At 36.3% G+C, this 21,760-nt stretch carries 20 protein-coding genes; 7 read left to right on the plus strand and 13 right to left on the minus strand.

All coding sequences use genetic code 11. The annotated features are described in order from the left end of the window. Positions 1 to 13 precede the first annotated feature (13 nt). The 3 genes from purH to PQG54_RS05345 form a co-directional block, all read right to left on the minus strand. The gene (gene purH, locus PQG54_RS05335; RefSeq protein ID WP_271789811.1) at positions 14 to 1,588 is read right to left on the minus strand and encodes a bifunctional phosphoribosylaminoimidazolecarboxamide formyltransferase/IMP cyclohydrolase; all 1,575 of its coding nucleotides are present in this window, start codon (positions 1,586 to 1,588) and stop codon (positions 14 to 16) included. A 38-nt stretch (positions 1,589 to 1,626) separates the two neighbouring features. Next, positions 1,627 to 2,577, minus strand: coding sequence for an RNase adapter RapZ (gene rapZ / locus PQG54_RS05340; protein ID WP_271789925.1), 951 nt, complete (start codon positions 2,575 to 2,577; stop codon positions 1,627 to 1,629). A 311-nt stretch (positions 2,578 to 2,888) separates the two neighbouring features. Then, positions 2,889 to 5,012: a TonB-dependent receptor plug domain-containing protein gene (locus PQG54_RS05345; RefSeq protein WP_271789810.1), complete on the minus strand. Its 2,124-nt coding sequence runs from the start codon at positions 5,010 to 5,012 to the stop codon at positions 2,889 to 2,891. 155 nt (positions 5,013 to 5,167) lie between these two features. On the opposite strand from PQG54_RS05345, the gene PQG54_RS05350 reads away from it, so the two are divergent. Next, a complete protein-coding gene (locus PQG54_RS05350) occupies positions 5,168 to 5,713 on the plus strand; it encodes a hypothetical protein (protein WP_271789809.1) in 546 nt (181 codons plus the stop codon). Between the two features lie 12 nt (positions 5,714 to 5,725). Further along, on the plus strand, positions 5,726 to 6,643 hold the full coding sequence (locus tag PQG54_RS05355) for a cytochrome-c peroxidase (RefSeq protein ID WP_271789808.1): 918 nt from the start codon (positions 5,726 to 5,728) through the stop codon (positions 6,641 to 6,643). Between the two features lie 7 nt (positions 6,644 to 6,650). Here the strand turns inward: PQG54_RS05355 and moaC are convergent, their stop codons facing one another. Beyond that, positions 6,651 to 7,124 carry a cyclic pyranopterin monophosphate synthase MoaC gene (gene moaC / locus PQG54_RS05360; protein WP_271789807.1) on the minus strand — a complete coding sequence of 158 codons (474 nt, stop codon included), beginning with the start codon at positions 7,122 to 7,124 and terminating at the stop codon, positions 6,651 to 6,653. Between the two features lie 58 nt (positions 7,125 to 7,182). On the opposite strand from moaC, the gene PQG54_RS05365 reads away from it, so the two are divergent. The 5 genes from PQG54_RS05365 to mog are packed head-to-tail and all read left to right on the plus strand — an operon-like array spanning position 7,183 to position 10,291. Then, the gene (locus tag PQG54_RS05365) at positions 7,183 to 7,431 is read left to right on the plus strand and encodes a MoaD/ThiS family protein (protein ID WP_271789806.1); all 249 of its coding nucleotides are present in this window, start codon (positions 7,183 to 7,185) and stop codon (positions 7,429 to 7,431) included. A 1-nt stretch (position 7,432) separates the two neighbouring features. Beyond that, positions 7,433 to 7,894, plus strand: coding sequence for a molybdenum cofactor biosynthesis protein MoaE (locus tag PQG54_RS05370; RefSeq protein ID WP_271789805.1), 462 nt, complete (start codon positions 7,433 to 7,435; stop codon positions 7,892 to 7,894). Beyond that, positions 7,891 to 8,484, plus strand: a complete 594-nt coding sequence (gene mobA, locus PQG54_RS05375) for a molybdenum cofactor guanylyltransferase MobA (RefSeq protein WP_271789804.1) — start codon at positions 7,891 to 7,893, stop codon at positions 8,482 to 8,484. Before PQG54_RS05370 ends, mobA begins: the two co-directional genes overlap by 4 nt. Positions 8,485 to 8,493: 9 nt before the next feature. Then, positions 8,494 to 9,705 (plus strand): molybdopterin molybdotransferase MoeA, encoded by a 1,212-nt coding sequence (locus PQG54_RS05380; RefSeq protein WP_271789803.1) that lies wholly within the window; start codon positions 8,494 to 8,496, stop codon positions 9,703 to 9,705. Positions 9,706 to 9,724: 19 nt separating this feature from the next. Continuing rightward, complete coding sequence (gene mog / locus PQG54_RS05385; protein ID WP_271789802.1) at positions 9,725 to 10,291, plus strand: molybdopterin adenylyltransferase; 567 nt, start codon at positions 9,725 to 9,727, stop codon at positions 10,289 to 10,291. Here the strand turns inward: mog and moaA are convergent, their stop codons facing one another. The 9 genes from moaA to PQG54_RS05430 form a co-directional block, all read right to left on the minus strand. Continuing rightward, the gene (gene moaA, locus PQG54_RS05390) at positions 10,292 to 11,266 is read right to left on the minus strand and encodes a GTP 3',8-cyclase MoaA (protein WP_271789801.1); all 975 of its coding nucleotides are present in this window, start codon (positions 11,264 to 11,266) and stop codon (positions 10,292 to 10,294) included. Positions 11,267 to 11,377: 111 nt separating this feature from the next. Then, positions 11,378 to 12,043, minus strand: coding sequence for an ABC transporter ATP-binding protein (locus tag PQG54_RS05395; RefSeq protein ID WP_271789800.1), 666 nt, complete (start codon positions 12,041 to 12,043; stop codon positions 11,378 to 11,380). Positions 12,044 to 12,052: 9 nt separating this feature from the next. Continuing rightward, positions 12,053 to 12,724 (minus strand): molybdate ABC transporter permease subunit, encoded by a 672-nt coding sequence (gene modB / locus PQG54_RS05400; RefSeq protein ID WP_271789799.1) that lies wholly within the window; start codon positions 12,722 to 12,724, stop codon positions 12,053 to 12,055. Positions 12,725 to 12,733: 9 nt separating this feature from the next. After that, complete coding sequence (modA, locus tag PQG54_RS05405) at positions 12,734 to 13,516, minus strand: molybdate ABC transporter substrate-binding protein (RefSeq protein WP_271789798.1); 783 nt, start codon at positions 13,514 to 13,516, stop codon at positions 12,734 to 12,736. Positions 13,517 to 13,531: 15 nt separating this feature from the next. After that, positions 13,532 to 14,218, minus strand: a complete 687-nt coding sequence (gene narI, locus PQG54_RS05410; protein ID WP_271789797.1) for a respiratory nitrate reductase subunit gamma — start codon at positions 14,216 to 14,218, stop codon at positions 13,532 to 13,534. Beyond that, the gene (gene narJ, locus PQG54_RS05415) at positions 14,202 to 14,858 is read right to left on the minus strand and encodes a nitrate reductase molybdenum cofactor assembly chaperone (RefSeq protein ID WP_271789796.1); all 657 of its coding nucleotides are present in this window, start codon (positions 14,856 to 14,858) and stop codon (positions 14,202 to 14,204) included. The genes narI and narJ overlap by 17 nt, the downstream gene beginning before the upstream one ends. Beyond that, positions 14,858 to 16,414, minus strand: coding sequence for a nitrate reductase subunit beta (narH, locus tag PQG54_RS05420; RefSeq protein ID WP_271789795.1), 1,557 nt, complete (start codon positions 16,412 to 16,414; stop codon positions 14,858 to 14,860). The genes narJ and narH overlap by 1 nt, the downstream gene beginning before the upstream one ends. Before the next feature lie 15 nt (positions 16,415 to 16,429). After that, positions 16,430 to 20,128 (minus strand): nitrate reductase subunit alpha, encoded by a 3,699-nt coding sequence (locus PQG54_RS05425; RefSeq protein WP_271789794.1) that lies wholly within the window; start codon positions 20,126 to 20,128, stop codon positions 16,430 to 16,432. 34 nt (positions 20,129 to 20,162) lie between these two features. Next, complete coding sequence (locus PQG54_RS05430; RefSeq protein WP_271789793.1) at positions 20,163 to 21,542, minus strand: NarK family nitrate/nitrite MFS transporter; 1,380 nt, start codon at positions 21,540 to 21,542, stop codon at positions 20,163 to 20,165. Positions 21,543 to 21,760: the final 218 nt, after the last annotated feature.

Raw genomic sequence — 21,760 nt, forward strand, 5'->3', positions numbered from 1 at the left:
TTTAATCCAAATTTTAATGACGGAAATGACGCATAGAGGTGAAAACCATCGCAATCCCAGCTTCATCTGCTGCGGCAATGACTTCATCATCACGCATAGACCCACCAGGTTGTATCACTGCCGTAGCGCCTGCTGCAATTGCAGCTTGTAATCCATCTGCAAATGGAAAGAATGCATCCGAAGCAACCACACTGCCTTTACTTAAAGGCTCAGATAATCCCGCTGCTTCGGCTGCTTCAGAACTTTTATGGGCAGCAATACGTGCAGAATCAACACGGCTCATTTGTCCAGCACCTACACCAACGGTTGCTTTGTCTTTGACATACACAATGGCGTTCGATTTTACATGTTTACCTACACGGAATGCAAAAATCATATCTTCCATTTCTTGGGCAGTCGGCTGTCTTTTCGTAACCACTTTAAAATCAGCAGGGCGTCCATTATCACGATTTTGCAGTAAAAAACCGCCTGCTAATGTTTTCACCATCACGCCTTGTGCCATTGAATCAGGCATTGATCCTGTTTCCAAAACACGAACATTTTTCTTTTTAGATAAAATCTCTAATGCGTCTGCATTGACCTTAGGTGCAATCACCACTTCACTAAAAATTGTCACAATTTTTGCTGCTAGCTCTGCATCCAAAGGTCGATTCATCGCAATGATTCCACCAAACGCAGAAACTGGGTCGCAACGTAACGCTAAGTCCCATGCTTCGGACAGTGTTTTAGCACTCGCAACCCCACAAGGGTTTGCATGTTTGACAATAACAATAGAAGGCTCGTCAAATTCTGCCACTGCTTCAAATGCAGCATCTGTGTCGTTTAAATTATTATAAGAAAGCTCTTTACCTTGTAATTGCTTGGCTGTTGCAACACCTGGGCGATTTTCATCACTGGTATAAAAAGCAGCTTGTTGATGAGGGTTTTCACCATAACGTAAAATTTCTTTACGTTGACCGCTAAAGACAACCCGTTCTGGGAATTGATCTTTAGCTTCTTTAGCAAACCAAGCAGAAATCGCTGCATCATAAGCACCTGTTCTGGCATAAGCAGCTTGCGCCCATGCTCTGCGTTGTGCAAATGTTGATCCGCCTGTTTGACGCAAAGTCTCAATAAAAGATCCATATTGAGCAGCATCGGTTAAAACTGCCACATGACTATGATTTTTGGAAGCTGCACGGATAAGGGCTGGGCCACCAATATCAATATTTTCAATCACATCTTCTTCACCCGCACCCGAGGCAACCGTTGCTTCAAACGGATATAAATTAACGCATAATAGATCAATTGGAAGAATTCCGTGTGCTTTCATTTGGTCTTGATGATCTTGTAAATCCCTGCGTCCCAATAAACCACCGTGAATTTGAGGCACTAATGTTTTGACACGTCCATCCAGAATTTCAGGAAAACCTGTAAAGTCAGAAACTTCTATCACTCTAATACCAGCATCACGAATGGCCTTGGCTGTGCCACCTGTTGATAGGATTTCTACTTTTTGCTCGGCCAGTGCCTTAGCCAACTCAAGTAAACCTGTTTTGTCAGAAACAGAAATTAACGCACGACGAACAGGAATAACTTTTTGATCCATTACTCAATTCCTAGAATATTTTATTAATTGTAAAAAACTTATATTGCTTGCTCTTGTGGACGAGCAACCCACCGCCAAGTTTGAATTCCTTGACGTGCTAACTCACGATGCATCACTAAAACAGGTAAGCCCTCTTGATTCTTTTTAGGATAAGCAAGGCGTTCTGCCAAATCCTCGACAATCGTTACAGAACGATGCCGCCCACCCGAACAACCCACAGCAATCGTGGCATATTTTTTTCCTTCTAAAACAAAACGAGGGAAAATTAAATTTAACATTTCATCAATCTGATTTACATATTTTTGATAATCAGGGTCTTTTTCTACATATTCCTGGACATCTTTATCTAAACCAGTTTTTTTGGATAACTCTGGAATATAATATGGATTATGCAAAAACCGAGCATCAAACACCATATCTGCTTCACGAGGCACACCACTAGGGAATGCAAAAGACATCAAGGTTAATGTTAAAAGTCCCTGATTTTTATCTTTGCCTAAACTATAACGAGTTTCAACCAATAACCTTAACTCAAATGGCGGCAAATCTGATGTATCGATTACTAAATCAGCAACTTTCCTTAAAGGTTCCATCAATATAATTTCGGCTTCAATTCCCTCTTTGACCGTTCCACCCGCTGCCATTGGATGTCGTCTGCGCGTGGCGGTATAACGGCGTAATAAAACATCTGTTTCAGAGGTGGCATAAATTAATTGAATATGCAAAGAGGGGTTTAATCGTAATCTGGTCAATAACTCTATAACGGTAGAAGCCTCAAACCCATTGGTTCTGGAGTCAAGACCTATAACAATAGGTCCTTCTACCTTACCCACAATATCACTAATAACCTGCACAGGGGCATTATCAACTAGCTCATACCCTAAATCTTCCAGCGCACGCAGGATGGTCGATTTTCCAGCACCAGATAAACCCGTCACAAAAACAACAGGTTGTTTTATAGTCTCTTTATTTAACAAATCATCTTGCATCACAGAAAGATCAATCTTTGTAATATACCTAACAAGCCTTAATATTAAGCAACATCACGCCTTGATACAATAGGGATAATGATTAAATTCATTATAATTATCAAGAAAATATTAGGTTGTTAATTATATCTACAAATAACTCTATCTTCGAAGAAGGAAAAAAACTTAACGTAATATAATAAGCTTTGTACCATATTAAAAGAGAAACGCTTATATAGTTATAATCGATACGATAATGAAACACTAATCCATTCATTTAAATTACTTCTGATTCAGTCATCAACTCATAAGATAAATATGATATTAAATTATCAATAAACAAATCTTACTTTGACAAAGAAATTCCTTCCCATTTCTGGGTAACCAATAGCCAATTGATAATTTTGATCCAATAAGTTTTTAGCACCAGCACTAATTTCAAGCTGCTCAGTCAATTTATACATCACACTGGTTGACAAATTAACATAATGTCCAGTTTTATAATATTGTAAACCATAACTATCGGTTGTCCAACGATTAGACGCAATATCTAAACTAGGCATAATTTGCAATTTTGGAATGGGTTTCCATAAAGCATAAATAAATGCTTTGTGTTTTGGCACGTCTGTTGGGCGGAAATTAGCATTATTAGGATCAGAGAGATCACGATGAATATAAGTATAGTTCCCTCCAATTAAGAGGTTCGATAAAACATCAATTTCTGTAGATAGCTCAAACCCTACATAATTTCCATGACTTACATTCCGATTTTGATTGACTGACACACCTTCATAAATCATAGGAACAGAAATAATTGCATCCTCTATATGCGAATAAAACACTGCCCCTGCAACTTTGACGTAATCCCAATTATGAGAAGCACCAATTTCATAGTTTTGTGCTCGTTCTGGCTTTAACCCTGGGTTTGAAACTGCCCCGCCAAAACGTGTGCTAAATCGTTCAAATAAAGAAGGAAAACGTGCACGATTTGAAACACTGACATAAGCATTGGTCTTAGGATTAATTGTCCATGCTAAGCGAGCTTGTTGATTAAATGCACCTTTATTTTTGGTTGGGTAAGAAATAATTTGATTTGTATCTGATGAAAATCCCTGTGCCTGATCTAGGACACGCCAATCATAACTTCCACCTACGGTTAATTGTAAATTGGAAAGAATATCAAAATTATTATCAACAGCAATACTATAGCTTTCTTCTATAGATTTTTGGTTGGGCTGATTATATCCACTTGGAAAATTTTGAGTATGTTCATTATGTTGATCTAAACGTCCATAAAAGGCAAAATTCATTGTATCTCTTTGACTGACATTCCATGCCAAACGAACATCACCACCATAAGCCTCATCATAATAATAACTATTAAAAGACTTTTTCATAGATTGAGTAGTTTGTGATATATTGTCAAAACTGCGCAATAAATTATCAAATGTATTGCGATAAATCCGAAATTTTAAAACAAGATCGTTCGTCAATTGTGTATTTGACATAAAGGACAAAGAATCAATATTCCATGTGGGCCAACTCCATACTCTTTGTATAGCTGGAACATCAACTGTACTTAATGGTGCGTTTTTCTCACCTTCTTGGCGTGTGTAACTTAGAACATATTCATCAGTATCATTAGGCGTAATTCCAATTTTTGTATTGATTCGCCAATCCAATGAATCTGATAGCAGCCGTTTCCCCTTATTTTGAGAAGGCGTTGGTTTAAATTTAGACGATAAATCTATATGGTCTATATTATTTTCATCAAAGCTAAATTGAGCATACCATTTTTCTTGTTTTGTTCCTATAAACCCAAAAACATTATATCCACCATAACCACCATCATGATCCAAATTTACATTACTTCGAACCTCAGCATCAATTGCTTTTTTAGGCTTGCGAGTTACCAAATTAATCATACCTCCCATTCCATCAGGACCATCAATAACCGAAGCATATCCTTTACTAATTTGAATCTCTGCAATATCTGGTGTTACAAAACGACCAAAATCTAATCTATTATCATATGGTAAGTAAACTCTGATCCCATCAAGAAGCAAAGGAACCTGTAATCGACTGAAACCACGCACATACAACATCCGCTCATTACGAGAATTCCCTGTGGTAGCAACATTCACGCCTGGCAAAATACTTGCTGCCTCGTCTAATGTATTTAAATTTAAATCATTTATAACTTTTGAAGAGACAACTGAACTTCCAACCAACATTTTGTTATGTTGCCCATAAACTGTAATTTCTTCAGAAGATAGAACCCTATTCGTAATCTCACTAGGCATTTTTTCTGATGCTGTTTGTTTGACGACGCTCTTGGTGGTTTCCAAAGGTGTGCCCTCATTAGAAGCATCAATCTCCTTTCCGTAAGCATTAGAAAAAGATTCCAATGCTAAGAAGCTTATACAAACCAAGGATAGATAAGTAATTTTTTGCATAATTTAAAACTAATAGGATATGAAAAATTTTTGGGTAAAATGAAATTAAATCAATATCTAAATGTGTCAATTAACTAAATGGACTAGTCATAAAGAACTATTTTCTATTTAGAAAAAACGAATATTATAACTGTTAAACAATAAAGGTTTTTGTTATGTATTCTTTTAATTCAAAATTACTCACTTTATGCTTTGTCATGGGATTAACAATTGTTCCTGTTCAATCCTACGCACATGAATCACATACAACGCACACGGATCCAACACATTGTGAAGCACCTCCTAAAGAAATGAGTTCTTGGAAAGAGCCTTCCAGCATTTCTGCTGCTAAAACAAGTGAAGAATTATCTCATTCTACCGTTACGATTAACCAAGCAGTACAAGCCTCTCTTTTCCCAACCCGCACTGTTAAATTTGTTGTTAATCCAGAAGAGCGCGGTGGCAGTGTCAGTTTTGCAGGTATGGTGCAATTCAATGTTCCAACTCAAGCAACCTATCGTATTATTACCGATAGCCGTCCATGGGTCGAAATGGTAAAAGATGGAAAAACCATTGAATCGTCTAAACACCAACATGGTTCAAAATGTTTAGGGATGGAAAAAGTTTTAGATTTCCCGCTATCTCCTGGTCAACACACCATAGAATTCACAGCAAATGGTAAAGATACCATCAAATTTATTATTGTTCCTGTTTCTAAATAGCGATTTATAGCAATGAAAATAACGGCAGTAATTTTAACTTTAGCAATTAGTATTCTCTCTGTATGTGTTTACACCGCAAACGCAGAAACAGATAAAATCGATCATTCTGTTATTGCTAATCAAGTAAAGTTAGGTCGTTATCTTTTTTATGATGCGGATTTATCCAAAGATGGCAGCATGTCTTGTGCGACTTGCCACAGGCAAAAACAGGCTTTTACAGACGGAAATCCAACGCATCCTGGCGTTAATAATGACCAAGGAATTTATAACGTTCCCACACTTGGCAATGTTGGACAACTAAAAACATTCACTTGGACAGATCAACATGTTTTCGCACTGGATAAACAAGCATTAATGCCTATTACAGGAACCACTCCCGTAGAAATGGGAATGCATCATGGGGAAAAGGAAATTGAAAAGCGTATTGCGTCCAATGCTTGCTATGTTCGCCTATTTAACTCTGCTTTTCCGGACGTCAAGGGAAATAAGATTACAATAGACACTATAACACAAGCCATCGCAAGCTTTCAACGCACCTTAATTACAGATCATAGTATATGGGACACGAAACAAGGCTATACCAAAGAAATGCAACAAGGTGAACAAATATTCTTTGGCAAGGGGCAATGCGCAACTTGTCACACACCCCCTTTATTTACTGATCAAAAATTTTATCAAATAAATAAAGGAACAACCAAAGCAATGCGTACGCCTACTTTACGAAACATAGAATTGACAGCTTCCTATTTCCATGATGGATCGATTGAGACACTTAAAGAGGCTATTTTAGCACATCATTCTGATACGATAAAATTACCTCATTTATCAGAGAAAGATATGTATGATTTGATACAATTTTTAAACTCATTAACTGATAAGCAATTTATTAATAATCCAAAATTCTCTTTACCAGCTGAGCCTTGTGAATAATAAGTGACTAAAAATTAAACTCTCCACTTTTTCCACCCTTTTTTTGAATTAAATGAATATTACTAATGACCATATTTTTTTCTATTGCTTTTAACATATCATAGACAGTTAATAAGCCTGCAGACACACCACTCAAAGCTTCCATTTCAACCCCTGTTTTACCAACAGTTTCGGTTGTCACAATAATTGAAAGGCAATGATTTTCTTCATCTTTAACAAAATCAACATGCACATGCGTCAACGCCAAAGGATGACATAAAGGAATTAAATTCGCTGTTATTTTTGTACCTTGGATGGCAGCAATTCTTGCAATTCCCAACACATCCCCTTTGCGACTGGCATTAAATTCCAACAACTGAAATGCCTCTGCGGACATAGTAATAGATCCAGTAGCAATTGCGGTACGTTTTGTTTCATCCTTATTGGCAATATCAACCATATGAGCTTGCCCTGAAGCATCAAAATGAGATAATTTGGTCATGTGTTTTTCCTATTATAAATTACTTTAACCATCATAAACATATGGAACAAAGGAAACCATGATTAAAATTCGTTATTTTGGATTTTTAAAAGAAATTCTTAACTTAGAAGAAGAAGAAATTAAATGGTCAAAAGGTAACTCTCAAGAGTTACTAACCTTTTTACGTACTCGCAGTTCATTTTGGGCAGAGAGTTTGTCAGAAGAAAACATTTTTAGGCTGGTCATTAATAAAAAAGTTATTTATGAAACAACCCCAATTTCTTCAGGGGATGAAATCGCTATTCTTCCACCTGTTACAGGAGGATAAAATGTTTTGGGTAAAAATTCAAGAAGCACCATTTGATGCAGAATTACCGAATTTAGATCAAAAGATTCAAGAAAATAATTGTGGTGCTTTGGTCAGTTTCAAGGGTATTGTTCGTGGATATGATGAAAAAGATCCATTAGATTACCTTTATCTTGAGCATTTCCCAGAGGTTACAGAACAAGAAATTGAACGTATCTTACAACGCGCACAAGGACATTGGGGTATCCGCAGCGCCATTGTTATTCATCGTGTTGGACGATTAAATATAGGGGAAAATATTGTTCTTGTAATGGTTTCTGCCTCACATCGTAAGGCAGCTTTTGAAGCCTCTCAATTCATTATGGATTATTTAAAAACAGAGGCTCCTTTCTGGAAAAAAGAATTTTTTCAAAATGGTAATTCTCGTTGGGTTGAAGCCAAACAATCAGATATAGAACAAAAAAAACGTTGGGCTCTCTCATGATAAAACAAAAACCCATCATAACTGGAGTGATTTTAGCTGGTGGAGAGGGGCGACGTATGGGAAGAAAAAATAAAGGACTTATTCCTTTAAATGACCGCCCTCTAATTCAACATGTTATTGAACGATTACATCCTCAATTAGATCATATTCTTATCAGTGCCAACGAAGATATTGCAACCTATCAAGAGTTGGGTTTTCCTGTTATTTCAGATCACGCAGATTTTAAAAATAAAGGACCTCTTGCTGGTATTCTTAGCACAACTGCTTTTATTCCAAAAAGCACGGATGCTGTTCTTATTGTTCCTTGTGATACCCCTTTCCTACCCATTCATCTAGTGTCATTGTTAGTAAATAACTTATATGCTCAAACAGAATATGAGATTGCTTATGCTGCAACAGCGTCCCAAATCCATCCTAGTATTTTCCTATATAAGCCAATAATTAACAATCAATTAGCAGCGCATCTCAATCAACAACAATATAGTTTAAAATCTTGGATTTTTAAACATAATGCCGTTAAAACTATTTTCGAAGATGAACATGCATTTACAAACATGAATGATATGGAAACACTTCATCAAAACCAATAGGAACCTATCATGCTCGATTATTATCAGGCACTCCATAATTTATTAACACAAAACACTCCTTCTTTAACAAAACAAACTATTCCTTTAACCGAAGCAGACCGTCTTATATTAGCTGCAAATTTAACAGTCCAATATGACACTCCTTTTTTTAGCAATAGCGCAATGGATGGTTATGCTCTTGGCGGTGATATTGACGTATGTCAAGAATGGAAAATCATCCATCGTATTGCCGCAGGCGATACCGCACAATCAATGACTTTAAAAACAGGAGAAGCAGCCCGAATATTTACTGGTGCGCCAATCCCCGAAGGGACAAGTGCAGTTATTCAGCAGGAAAATACTGAAGTTAATGACAATATTTTAACCGTTACATCAACACTTAAAAAAGGGCAAAATATTCGTTATCAAGCCGAAGAATTAAAAAAAGGGGATATATTTCTACCTACAGGTCAATATATTACACCTGCTGTCACCGCTTTATTAGCCAGCCAAGGATATGCTGAAGTCCCTGTCTTTAAACCATTAACAATTTATGTATTTTCAACAGGAAACGAGCTTATTAATCCAGGAGAAACATTAAAATCTGGTCAAATCTATGATGCTAATCGTTATTTACTTCTTTCATGGTTAAAACAAACCCCTCATCTTATTGTCGATGCAGGAACACTACCTGATAATAAAGAAGCAACTGAACAAGCGTTAAAAAATGCCAGTCAAAAAGCAGATATTATTATCACTTCTGGTGGGGTTTCTGTTGGTGAGGAAGATCATGTTCATGCAGCCATAACCGAATTAGGAAAACTAACCTTATGGAAACTTGCCATTAAACCTGGAAAACCGTTTGCATGGGGAGAGATTGATAAAGCAACAGTTTTTATGCTGCCTGGCAATCCAGTCAGCACCTTTGTAACGTTCCAACAGCTTGTTGTTCCTGCTCTTAAAAGATTATCAGGAATTGCATTAGAACATTGTATGCCAAAAGCAATCATGGCTAAAGCAACATTTTCCACTAAGAAAACACAAAACCGCAAAGAGTTCCTTAGAGTCCAGCTCCAACCCAGTGCTACTGGACTTTATGTCCAACTGCTTTCACATCAAGGCTCTGCAATGCTCTCTGCGTTTACACAAGCCGATGCCTTGGCAGAAATACCAGAAAATACTCTGATTCATGAAAATGATTATATCAAAGTCTATCCTCTTTCTTACAATTTCAACGCTTAAAAATATCTGAGAATCTATTATGAAAAAAATTAAAATTGGGCTTATTTCTATTAGTGACAGAGCCAGCAAAGGAATCTATGAAGATAAAGGTCTCCCTGCGCTGAAAGGTTGGTTGAACCTTGCTGTCTTAAATGACAAAGAATATATCGAACATTTAATTCCAGATGAGCAAGATCTGATTGAGAAAACACTCATTGAGTTAGTGGACAAAGAAAAATGCCCTCTAGTTTTAACAACAGGAGGCACAGGTCCTTATATTCGTGATGTTACGCCCGATGCTACCTTGGCTGTTGCAGATAAAGTTATGCCAGGATTTGGCGAGCAAATGCGTCAAGTAAGTTTATATTATGTACCAACAGCAATTTTATCCAGACAAGTCGGTGTTATTCGTAAAAAAAGCCTCATCTTAAACCTTCCAGGTCGTCCAAATGCAATCAAAGAAACCTTGGAAGGTGTTAAAGACGAAAATGGTAATGTCAAAATCCATGGTGTTTTTGCTTCTGTTCCAATGTGTATCGAAGTGATTGGTGGACCAAGAATTGAAACAAACGAAAAAATTGTTAAAGCATTCCTACCTAAAATATAATTAACCACCCGTCATTGACATAATACGATTAACTTTTTTTGGCTGCTCTAAGAAATCATGTGCTTTTGGTTTTAACTTAATTGCTTGCATAATAGCATTTTGTAACGCCTCATCGCTACATAGATTTCTTAGCAAAGGTTTCAATTCAAAACTATTATCTTGCCCTAAACACATCAATAAAGTGCCATCAACAGTTAACCGAACACGATTACAAGTCTCGCAAAAATGCTGAGATAATGGAGTAATCAAACCAAGATTAACAAACCCACTTTTAGTTTCCCAATATCTGGCTGGTCCATTTCCAATTTTCTTAGTTGTTGGTTGTAATTTGAAATTTTTTTCAAGCCTTTTTACTGTTTCTTGTAAATATACAGAAGCCGTACCCCGCCCACTTTCGCCCATAGGCATGACTTCTATCAAACATAAAATATATTGATGTTGAATACAGAACCTTAACATTTCTTCAATTTCATCAACGTTACGATCTGGCATAACAACCATATTAATGCGAACTTTTTGAAAACCAGCTCTCTTAGCCGCAGATAATCCCGCTAAAATATTTTCAAGGCAATTGCTTCCTGTTATTGCCTCCATATGTTTAGAATTTAAGGAATCAAGACTGATATTCAACCGATCTAAACCTGCTTCAAATAAAGCTTCAGCCTTGTCTTCTAATAAAGTTGCATTCGTTGTTATGGACAAATCCGTGACTTGATCTATTGCTTTCATATCACGAACCAATTCAACGATATTTTTTCTTAATAAAGGCTCACCACCTGTCAGGCGAAAATGATGTGTTCCTAATACTGAAAAATTATAAACAACTCTTAAAATCTCTTCAGTGGATATCCAATGATCAGAATCTTTAAAACCTTTAAAGCCTTTTGGAATACAATAATTACACCTTAAATTACAGCGGTCTGTAACAGATATTCTTAAGTAATCTATTGTTCTACCGAAATCATCTATAAGCATTCTACAGACCGTTCTTGAAATAATAATTATTTTGAAAATTATACTATCATTAAGATATATTATTGGAGCAAATATATACAAATTTTATATCTTTTTACTGTAACCTATATATTATTTTTTTAATTTTCCATTCTCTAAAATCAAAACATCTTCAGCAAAGAAATCAACATCTTCTTGGTCATGTGAAATTATTAATAACAAGCAATTTATTTGTTGTTGAATAGCTTTTACCTCGCTACGTAAACGTTTCCGCAGCTGATAATCCAACATTGAAAATGGCTCATCTAATAATAGGAGCTTAGGTTTTGTTATTAAGGCTCTTGCTAATGCGACTCTTTGTTGCTGTCCACCAGATAATTCATGAGGATATTGATGGGCAAGGTTCACCAATTCAAAACGCTCTAATAACAGAGATATTTCTAAATTATTATATTTTTTAGTTGGATTAAAGATCCCTTTTTTCAACGGAAATGATATATTTTGCTGTACGGTTAAATGAGGAAACAAACTATAAGATTGAAAAAAATAAGCTAGGTTTCTTTGCTGTGGTTTTAAATTAATTTTTTGTTTTTTATCAAAAAAAACACAACTACCAATCTTAATCAATCCAATATCAGGTTGCAATAATCCTGCAATCATCTTAATTAACGTTGTTTTTCCAGCCCCTGATGGACCAAATATTGCAACAGATTTGCATGATGAAGCATATTCAAGATGTAATTGAAAAGAACGTTGACCTGCCAATAATGTTTTTTGAACATTCCAAATAAAATTCATCTTTTGCCACTAATGAAAAATTTTATAACCAGTTAATTTTTTTGCAACAACTAAAACAGCAATACAAACAATCGATAAAATAATTACTGCTATACTTGCGGTATCATTATCACCCTCTTGAACCGCTTGATAAATAGCAATGGACAAGGTTTCTGTTTTACCAGGAATGCTGCCTGCAACCATTAACGTTGCACCAAACTCCCCCAATGCTCTGGCAAATGATAATAACAAACCAGCAAAAATACCACGCCAAGCTAGTGGTAAAATAATACGAAAAAATATAGAAAAATTAGAAATTCCTAAAACACTAGCAGCTTGTTCATAACAGACATTTACACTCTCAAAAGCTGTTCTGGTAGGTTTAAAAACCAAAGGAAACGTAACAATTGTTGCAGCAACTACTGCCGCTTGCCATGTAAAAATTAGATTAATATTAAAATACTTCTCTAAACATTGTCCAATCCAACCATGTCGCCCCAACAGAACCAACAAATAATATCCCAAAACAGTAGGAGGCAGTACCATGGGTAGCGTTAAAATCGTATCTAAAAATTCTTTGCCAATAAATTTTTTACGTGCGAATAGAAAACCAATTGGTACCGTAATTACAAGATTAATAATAACTGAGCACCCTGCAACTTTTAATGATAAAAACAGTGCATCCCACGAAAAATTCATCATATTGTTTTATTAAGGAGAAAGATTGGCAAAACCATATTTTTCTAAAATATTTTGCCCTGTAGAGGATAAAACGAAGTCAATAAATCTTTGAGCATTTTGATTTGGTTTTCTTTGCTTAACTAAAGCAATAGGATAACAAATTGAACGATTTAACGAAAATTCCAAGAGGATTTTTACCTTATCTTGTGCAATGGCTGCATCACTATGATATACAAATCCAACATTCACTTCATCACGCCCTACATAATCCAAAACTTGTCTTACATTTTGCCCAATAATCAATTTATTCTGAACTTTATCCCATACATGATTTTGTTCTAATAATTGCTGAGTATATCTACCTGCTGGAACTATTTGAGGTTGTCCCATTGCAATTTTTTGAATGGCTGGTTGTAATAAATCATCTACATTCTGCACATGCAAAACACTATGGATTGGGGCAATTAATACAAGGTTATTATAGGTAAAATCTTTTCTACTTTTCTTTATAATCAACCCTTTCTCGCTGGCTTGATCCATCGTTTTTTCATCTGCAGAAGCAAAAACATCAACTGGTGCCCCTTGGTTAAGTTGTTGAAGCAAACTACCAGAAGCACCAAAATTAAATAATATTTTATCCGTAGGATGTTCAGCTTCATAAGTTTTAGCAATCTCTTTAAAAGCATTGCTTAGACTTATTGCCGCTGAAACAACAATGTCATTCGCTTTAGCATAATATAATCCACCAAAAAGAAAAATCATTGCAATTACAATATTTTGAATTACCTTACGAACAAAATAATATTTTTTCATTACCACTCTTTTCTTTTATGAACGAGGTCTTACCAATTGCCATTTACGTGTAATATATGTCACCATTCCAAATCCACTGAAAATATGCACTAAACGCGTAAACGGGAAAATAGCAAATAAAGTCATCCCCATAAATAAATGAATTTTAAAAATAATAGAAGCATTCATTATGTAACTTGCAGCATCACCACGAACAGTCACTACATGTTGTGCCCATGTCATTAAGTTAACCATTTCGTGCCCATCTAAATGTTGCGCTGAGACAAAAATTGTTGATAAACCAAGACATAATGTCACCAATAACCATGAAAGCAAAAGTTTATCACGCCAGGTGCTATTTTGTGTTAAACGATCTACAGTAAAGCGTCTGTGGATTAAAATAACTAATCCAACGAAACACATACTGCCCATAATACCACCCGCAGTCATAGCCACCAATTGTTTTAAGGAATGGCTGACCCCAAGTGTATCCCACACAATCACTGGGGTTAATAACCCACCCAAATGACCAAAGAATAAACCCAAAATTCCAAGATGAAACAGAATGCTACCAACGCGCAACTGCCCACGATATAGTAATTGACTGGAATCACTTTTCCACGAATATTGTTCACGTTCAAATCGAACAAGGCAACCAACAATAAAAATTGTTAATACAATATACGGATAAATTCCAAAAATAAATTTATCTAGGTAATCCATGACTTCCCCCTTTATTTTGATCATAGGTCGGGCAAATTTTACAAGTGTTTGGTTGCAGCAAGGGTTCAATTCCCTCTATATTAGGTTCAAATTTTTCTAATGCCTCATCCATATCGCGAATAGGTGGCGTTACCAAAGGAACTGGCTTTGCCGTTGAATATTGTTCCAATAAAGAAAAAATACCCACATAAGCAGAATTTGTATCTTGTAATTTTTTACCAATATGACCAATCACATCAATCGCAGCAGTTAAAAGTTGAATTGCGTGCTTTTCTTCACAAACAGATAAATACTCAAGGAATAATGGTAAATAATCCGGAAGCTCATCAACTACAGAAAGCTCAAACCCATTATTTTGATACTCATTCATCAAATCAACCAAAGCCTGCCCACGAATGCGGTCTTCGCCATGAATATGTTCAAACATATGTAAAGAGTGATTCCGCCCTCGATCAAAAAGATTTACATATTCTTCTTGCAAAGTAAGCAACTCTTTCTCACTCAACTCTGTCAGCAAGGGAGATAGAAAAGTAGAGTCTATTTTTAACTTATTCAAACAATCTTTTAATTCAGGAACAGCATCTACCAACTCTTGTTCCGGATAACAAAGAAGCACTGAAAGGATTTTAAAAATTTGCATTAACTATTACTTTCCTTTTCTTTATTACGGTTTCGATCATTAATCATATCTGTAAAAACAATAGGTGACTGTTTTTTACCGAATAAGCTTTCTTTACTAGCACCATCAGAACAGCCATTGCCGAATGAAAAACCGCAAGATGCTTTATCTTGGAAAGCATCTTCAACCATTTCTTTATGAGATGAAGGAATAACGAAACGATCTTCATAATTAGCAATTGCCATTATTTGATACATTTCATTAATCTGTTCCTCAGAAACATGAAGATTTTCTATAGTTGATAAATCTGGTTGAGCATCGACGGATTTGCTGCGCATGTAACGACGCATTGCAATCATTGTTTCTAATGCTTCAACAATAGGCTCCTCTTTTCCTGCCGTTAATAAATTAGCAAGATAACGAACTGGAATACGTAATTCCTTGATTCCAGGAATAATACCTTTATCCCCAATCACGCCTTGTTCTACTGCAGATTGAATAGGGGACAGGGGAGGAATATACCAAACCATTGGTAATGTACGATATTCTGGATGTAATGGGAATGCAACTTTCCAATCCACTGCCATTTTATATACAGGTGATTTCTTAGCAGCATCCAACCAACTTTGTGGGATTCCTTGTTTTAATGCCTCAGCAATAACTTCTGGATCATTGGGATCCAAAAACAAATCTAATTGAGACTGATATAAATCTTTTGGATCTTCAGCAGAAGCAGCATCTTCAATTTTATCAGCATCATATAACAAAACACCGAGATACCGAATACGTCCAACACAAGTTTCAGAACAAACCGTTGGTTGCCCACCTTCAATTCGTGGATAACAAAAAATACATTTTTCAGATTTTCCAGACACCCAGTTATAATAAATCTTTTTATAAGGGCACCCAGAAACACACATCCGCCAACCACGACATTTATCTTGGTCAATCAAAACAATGCCATCATCTTCACGTTTATAAATAGATCCAGAAGGACAACTGGCAACACAAGCTGGATTTAAACAATGTTCACATAACCTTGGTAAATACATCATAAATGTATTCTCAAATGTAGACATCATTTCTTTTTGAATACCTTCAAATAAGGCATCTTTTGATCTTTTAGAGAACTCCCCCCCAAGATCATCTTCCCAATTAGGACCCCATTTAATTTTATCCATTTTTTTGCCAGTTAAGACAGAAACGGGACGCGCTGTCGGTGGTGTTTTCATATCAGGAGCATTTTGTAGATGTTCATAATCATACGTAAATGGCTCATAATAATCATCAATTTGAGGCAAGTCTGGATTGGCAAAAATATTTGCCATAATTTTTAACTTACCCCCTTGGCGAGGTTTTAACTTATTATTTTTTAAAACCCATCCACCATTATATTTGTCTTGATTTTCCCACTCTTTTGGATAACCAACACCAGGCTTTGTTTCAACATTGTTAAACCATGCATATTCAACACCATCACGGCTGGTCCAAACATTTTTACAAGTGACTGAACAAGTATGACACCCAATACATTTGTCCAGATTTAACACCATGCCAATTTGTGCTCTAATTTTCATAATCTTGACCTCTTATTACGCTTTGATATTTTGCTGAGCTAAATTGTCGGTTTCTTGTAACCAATCAACATTTTTCATTTTACGAATAACCACGAATTCATCACGATTAGAACCAACCGTTCCATAATAATTAAACCCATAAGAAAGCTGAGCATAACCACCGATCATATGCGTTGGTTTTAAAACAGTTCTTGTTACAGAGTTGTGAATACCACCGCGTTTTTTAGAAACTTCAGCACCTGGAACATTAATAATCCTTTCCTGAGCGTGATACATTAACGTCATGCCTTCTGGCACACGTTGGCTGACCACTGCTCTGGCTGTTAAAGTTCCATTCAGATTGAATGCCTCGATCCAATCATTATCAACAATGCCTGCCTTTTGGGCATCGATTTCGGAAATCCAAACATGGGGACCACCACGAGATAAAGTCAACATCCTAATATTGTCAGAATAAGTACTATGAATACCCCATTTTTGATGTGGTGTAATGAAATTAAGAACAATCTCAGTATTCCCATTATCATGTTTACCAAGCACTTGTTTTGTTGTTTTTAAATCTATTGCAGGCTTGTAAACGCACAAACTCTCACCAAAAGCACGCATCCATTGATGATCTTGATAAAATTGTTGGCGACCTGTAATTGTTCTCCAAGGAATCAGCTCATGGACATTGGTATAACCAGCATTATAACTGACGGTTTCACTTTCCAAACCAGACCAAGTAGGTGAGGAAATAATCTTACGAGGTTGCGCTTGAATATCTCTAAAACGAATTGTATCGTGCTCTCTGGGTAATGCTAAAGGTGTATGATCTAAACCCGTTATTTGAGATAGTGCATCCCATGCTTTAACCGCAATATGACCATTGGTTTCTGGTGCTAATGTCAAAATCATTTCCGCAGCATCAATTGCTGTTTCTAACTTAGGTTGACCTTTGGCAACACCATCTTGAACAACTTTATTCAATCCACGAAGTACATCCACTTCATGTTTAGTATCCCAGCTAATCCCTTTGCCACCATTCCCAATTTTTTCAAGTAATGGTCCAATCGACGTATATTGCTGATAAATTGCCCCATAATCTCTTTCGACCACAGTCATGGCAGGCATTGTTTTCCCTGGAACGGGATCACATTCTCCTTTTTTCCAATCTTTCACGTCAAAAGGTTGACCCAGTTCTTGAGGCGTATCATGCATCAATGGGGTTAAAACTAAATCTTTTTGTACACCCAAATAATCTTCTGCTAATTCAGAAAACTTTTTAGAAATACCCTTAAAGATCTCCCAATCACTTTTACTTTGCCACAAAGGTTGTACAGCCTCACTTAATGGATGAATAAAAGGATGCATGTCTGATGTATTTAAATCATCTTTTTCATACCATGTTGCTGTTGGTAAAATAACATCAGCATATAAACAAGTCGTTGACATACGGAAATCTAAAACAACCATCAAATCCAATTTCCCCTCAGCAGCAGGTCTTACCGTAATTTCTTGGGGTTTGATGCAGTCTTCTTCCTCACTTAACACAGCATTTTGTGTGCCCAGCAAATATTTTAGGAAATATTCATGCCCTTTGCCAGATGAACCCAAAATATTTGAACGCCATACAAACATATTTCTTGGGAAATTCTTTGGATTATCTGGATCATTACAAGACATATCCAATGAACCATCTTTTAACCCATCAACAGCATAAGCAACAGGATCTTTTGATGCAGCAATTGCTTGTTGTGTGACTTGCAAAGGATTAGTCGTTAATTGCGGTGCAGAAGGCAACCATCCCAAACGTTCAGCTTTGGCATTACAATCAATGAGTGATAAATTTTCAAACTGATTTAACGCTGTTGATGATGTAATTTCATGCAGATTTAATTTTTCATGGCGCCACTGACTGGTATGATTATAGAAAAATGAAGTTCCATTCATTTGACGTACTGGACGATACCAATCCAAACCAAAAGCAAGTGGTGTCCAACCTGTTTGTGGTCTTAACTTTTCTTGCCCTACATAATGGCACCAACCACCACCGCTTTGTCCAATACAACCACACATCATCAGTATATTAATAATACCACGATAAGTCATATCCATATGATACCAATGGTTCAAAGCAGCACCCACGATGACCATACTCTTACCTTGGGTTTGGTCTGCATTTTGTGCAAATTCACGAGCCACTTGAATCACAAGCTCTGGCTTTACCCCAGTATGTTTTTGTTGCCATGCAGGCGTATAAGGAACATTGTCAAAATAATCCTTTGCTCCGTCGCCTAATCCACGATCAATACTGTAATTTGCAGCCATTAAATCAAAGACGGTTGTTACCAGTGCTTCTGATCCATCAGCTAACTTAATTTTTTTAACTGGCACTTTGCGTGTAAACTGCTCATTTTCACCTTCACCAGCAAAATAGTCAAAAGCAACCTCAACAACTTGATCCTGTGTATTTAAAAGAGAAAGCTGTGCTTCGATAGATTGTCCTTGACTATCTTGCTCTTGTAAATTCCATTTGCCATTATCACCCCATCTAAATCCAATAGACCCTTTAGGCGCAACAATATTCCCGGTTTTACCATCAATAACGAGGGTCTTCCATTCTGGGTTTATTTGTTCATTAAGATTACCATCTAAATGACTGGCTCTTAGGAAATAATTTGGTAGATAATGTTCACCCTTATTATCCAACATAACCAACATCGGCATATCGGTATATTGACGGCAATAACGTGTGAAATAATCAGAAGGATTATCTAGATGAAATTCTTTAAAAATTACATGCCCCATTGCCATGGCAAGCGCAGCATCTGTTCCTTGTTTTGGTGCCAACCAAATATCACCAAATTTAACCATTTCACCATAATCAGAAGAAACAGCAACAGTCTTGGTTCCTTTATAACGCACTTCTGTATAAAAATGTGCATCAGGTGTTCTGGTCATAGGAACATTTGATCCCCAAACCATTAAATAGGTAGAATTATACCAATCCGCAGATTCTGGAACGTCTGTTTGCTCGCCCCAAACTTGGGGACTGGCAGGGGGTAAATCACAATACCAATCATAAAAAGATAAAGGCACGCCACCAATTAATGATAAATATCTTGAACCAGAAGCATAGCTTATCATTGACATCGCAGGAATTGGAGAGAACCCAACAACACGATCAGGTCCAAATTCTTTTACAGTAAAATTATTAGCAGCAGCGATAATTTCATTGACCTCGTCCCAATTTGAGCGAACAAAACCACCCAGACCACGCCGAGATTTATAAGTTTTCGCAATTTCCGGAGTTTGACTGATATATTCCCAAGCCGCAATTGGATCTTTACTCTTACGTACTTCACGCCATAATTTTGCCAATACCCCCCTTAACATCGGATATTTTACCCGTTGAGCAGAGTAAACATACCAACTATAAGATGCACCACGTGGGCAGCCTCTGGGTTCATGATTAGGCAAATCAGGGCGTGTACGTGGATAATTAACTTGCTGCGTTTCCCACGTGATTAATCCGCTTTTGACGTAAATTTGCCAGCTGCAAGATCCAGTGCAATTCACACCATGAGTAGATCTTACAATTTTATCATGCTGCCAACGTTGCCTATATGCGTTTTCCCATTTTCTATCTTCTTGAACAACAGCACCATGACCATTGGCAAAAGTACTCCTAGTTCTTTTAAAGAACGATAAACGATCTAATAAGTGACTCATGATTTTTTCTCAATCCTTAAAGATATAATACCGATTAACATGCGCTTTCTGCATTTTTACGAAGATAAAACCACCAATTCATCAACAAACAAGAGCTATAAAAGGCAATAAAACAACAAAAAGCGAGATTAAATGTGCCTGTATATGCAACTGCTGTTCCACAAAGTTTTGGGATAACAAACCCACCATAAGCACCAATAGCGCCCATAAACCCAAGCACCGCACCTGTTTCTTTGACAGCAGTTTTTGCAGATTCTTCGGCACTGATGCCTGTTGTAGCAGCTAATTTACGATGAAAGATTCCAAAAATAATGGGCGTTTGAGCAAAAACGGATCCGTTCCCAATACCAACAAAGACAAAAACCAGCATAAAACTAATAAAAAAAGCCATAAAATTTTCTGTTTGTCCGTGTTCTGGAATAAAATATAAAACGGCAAGTGTAAAAACAATAACCCCAGCATAAGCAATTTGAGTAACAATACTGGCTCTAATTTTATCTGAAATCATACCACCAACCACTCTAAAAATAGAACCGAGCAAGGGCCCTAAGAATGCGTATTTCAAAGGATCAATATCTGGAAAAGAATGTTTCAATAAAATAGGAAAAACAGAGGAATATCCAATAAATGAACCAAACATTCCTAAATATAACCAACATAGAATCCAGTTATCTTTGCGTTTAAAAATAGTAGATTGTTCAGAAAATGATGCTTTTGCAGAAGAAAGATCATTCATCCCAAACCAAATAAAAAATAAGATAATCAAAATAATAGGAACCCATACAAACCCAATATTTTGAAGCCAAATAGAGGTTTCCTGTCCATTTTGGACAATTACTTTAGGATCCCCACCTAATGCGCCAAAAATACCTATACCAATAATTAAAGGCGCAACAAATTGAACCACAGAAACACCAAGATTTCCTAAACCTGCATTAACACCTGTGGCATATCCTTTTTCAGATTTTGGAAAAAAATATCCTATATTTGCCATAGAGGAGCTAAAATTCCCGCCTCCAAGCCCACATAAAAGTGCAATGATTGTCATTGTGAAAAAGCTGGTTTGGGGATCTTGAACAGCTATTCCAAACCAAACTAGAGGAATTAACATTACTGCTGTTGAAAAAAATGTCCATTTTCTACCACCAAAAATAGGCACCATAAATGCATAAAATATTCTTAATGTTGCACCAGATAAAGCAGGTAAAGCTGTTAGTAACATCAACTGATTTTGATCATAATCAAAACCTAGTTTAGGCAAATAAATAACAACCACACTCCATAAAGACCAAACAACAAAAGCAAATAAAAGTGCTGGTACTGAAATCCATAGATTTCGTGTCGCTACTCTTTTTCCATGCTTTTGCCAGAATTCTTCATTTTCTGGCTCCCAATTTGTTAATAAATTAGACATTCATAGCTTCCTATTACAAATGAATTCTTTCTGTAATTTTCTCAACAAAATATTATATAAATTTTTAATACATAATAATTGGCTGTAAATTATCTATGATGCTAATATATTTAAAACGATTAACCAATTCATCTAAGGGGCAAAATGAACTATCTACTTGACTAGATAATATCTAGTTCTTTTGGACTAGTTCTAGTCTCTATCTATTGAAAAAACTC

Source organism: Commensalibacter communis, from assembly GCF_947179015.1.
GTDB lineage: Bacteria > Pseudomonadota > Alphaproteobacteria > Acetobacterales > Acetobacteraceae > Commensalibacter > Commensalibacter communis.

Bases quoted from the DNA above. Each gene is read 5' to 3' on its own strand.
- rapZ (WP_271789925.1), bottom strand. From the start codon at position 2,577: ATGCAAGATGATTTGTTAAATAAAGAGACTATAAAACAACCTGTTGTT.
- PQG54_RS05370 (WP_271789805.1), top strand. From the start codon at position 7,433: ATGTTTTGGGTAAAAATTCAAGAAGCACCATTTGATGCAGAATTACCG.
- moaA (WP_271789801.1), bottom strand. From the start codon at position 11,266: ATGCTTATAGATGATTTCGGTAGAACAATAGATTACTTAAGAATATCT.
- mobA (WP_271789804.1), top strand. From the start codon at position 7,891: ATGATAAAACAAAAACCCATCATAACTGGAGTGATTTTAGCTGGTGGA.
- PQG54_RS05355 (WP_271789808.1), top strand. From the start codon at position 5,726: ATGAAAATAACGGCAGTAATTTTAACTTTAGCAATTAGTATTCTCTCT.
- modB (WP_271789799.1), bottom strand. From the start codon at position 12,724: ATGATGAATTTTTCGTGGGATGCACTGTTTTTATCATTAAAAGTTGCA.
- PQG54_RS05365 (WP_271789806.1), top strand. From the start codon at position 7,183: ATGATTAAAATTCGTTATTTTGGATTTTTAAAAGAAATTCTTAACTTA.
- PQG54_RS05350 (WP_271789809.1), top strand. From the start codon at position 5,168: ATGTATTCTTTTAATTCAAAATTACTCACTTTATGCTTTGTCATGGGA.
- PQG54_RS05430 (WP_271789793.1), bottom strand. From the start codon at position 21,542: ATGTCTAATTTATTAACAAATTGGGAGCCAGAAAATGAAGAATTCTGG.
- narI (WP_271789797.1), bottom strand. From the start codon at position 14,218: ATGGATTACCTAGATAAATTTATTTTTGGAATTTATCCGTATATTGTA.
- narJ (WP_271789796.1), bottom strand. From the start codon at position 14,858: ATGCAAATTTTTAAAATCCTTTCAGTGCTTCTTTGTTATCCGGAACAA.
- PQG54_RS05345 (WP_271789810.1), bottom strand. From the start codon at position 5,012: ATGCAAAAAATTACTTATCTATCCTTGGTTTGTATAAGCTTCTTAGCA.
- mog (WP_271789802.1), top strand. From the start codon at position 9,725: ATGAAAAAAATTAAAATTGGGCTTATTTCTATTAGTGACAGAGCCAGC.
- purH (WP_271789811.1), bottom strand. From the start codon at position 1,588: ATGGATCAAAAAGTTATTCCTGTTCGTCGTGCGTTAATTTCTGTTTCT.
- narH (WP_271789795.1), bottom strand. From the start codon at position 16,414: ATGAAAATTAGAGCACAAATTGGCATGGTGTTAAATCTGGACAAATGT.
- moaC (WP_271789807.1), bottom strand. From the start codon at position 7,124: ATGACCAAATTATCTCATTTTGATGCTTCAGGGCAAGCTCATATGGTT.
- PQG54_RS05395 (WP_271789800.1), bottom strand. From the start codon at position 12,043: ATGAATTTTATTTGGAATGTTCAAAAAACATTATTGGCAGGTCAACGT.
- modA (WP_271789798.1), bottom strand. From the start codon at position 13,516: ATGAAAAAATATTATTTTGTTCGTAAGGTAATTCAAAATATTGTAATT.
- PQG54_RS05425 (WP_271789794.1), bottom strand. From the start codon at position 20,128: ATGAGTCACTTATTAGATCGTTTATCGTTCTTTAAAAGAACTAGGAGT.
- PQG54_RS05380 (WP_271789803.1), top strand. From the start codon at position 8,494: ATGCTCGATTATTATCAGGCACTCCATAATTTATTAACACAAAACACT.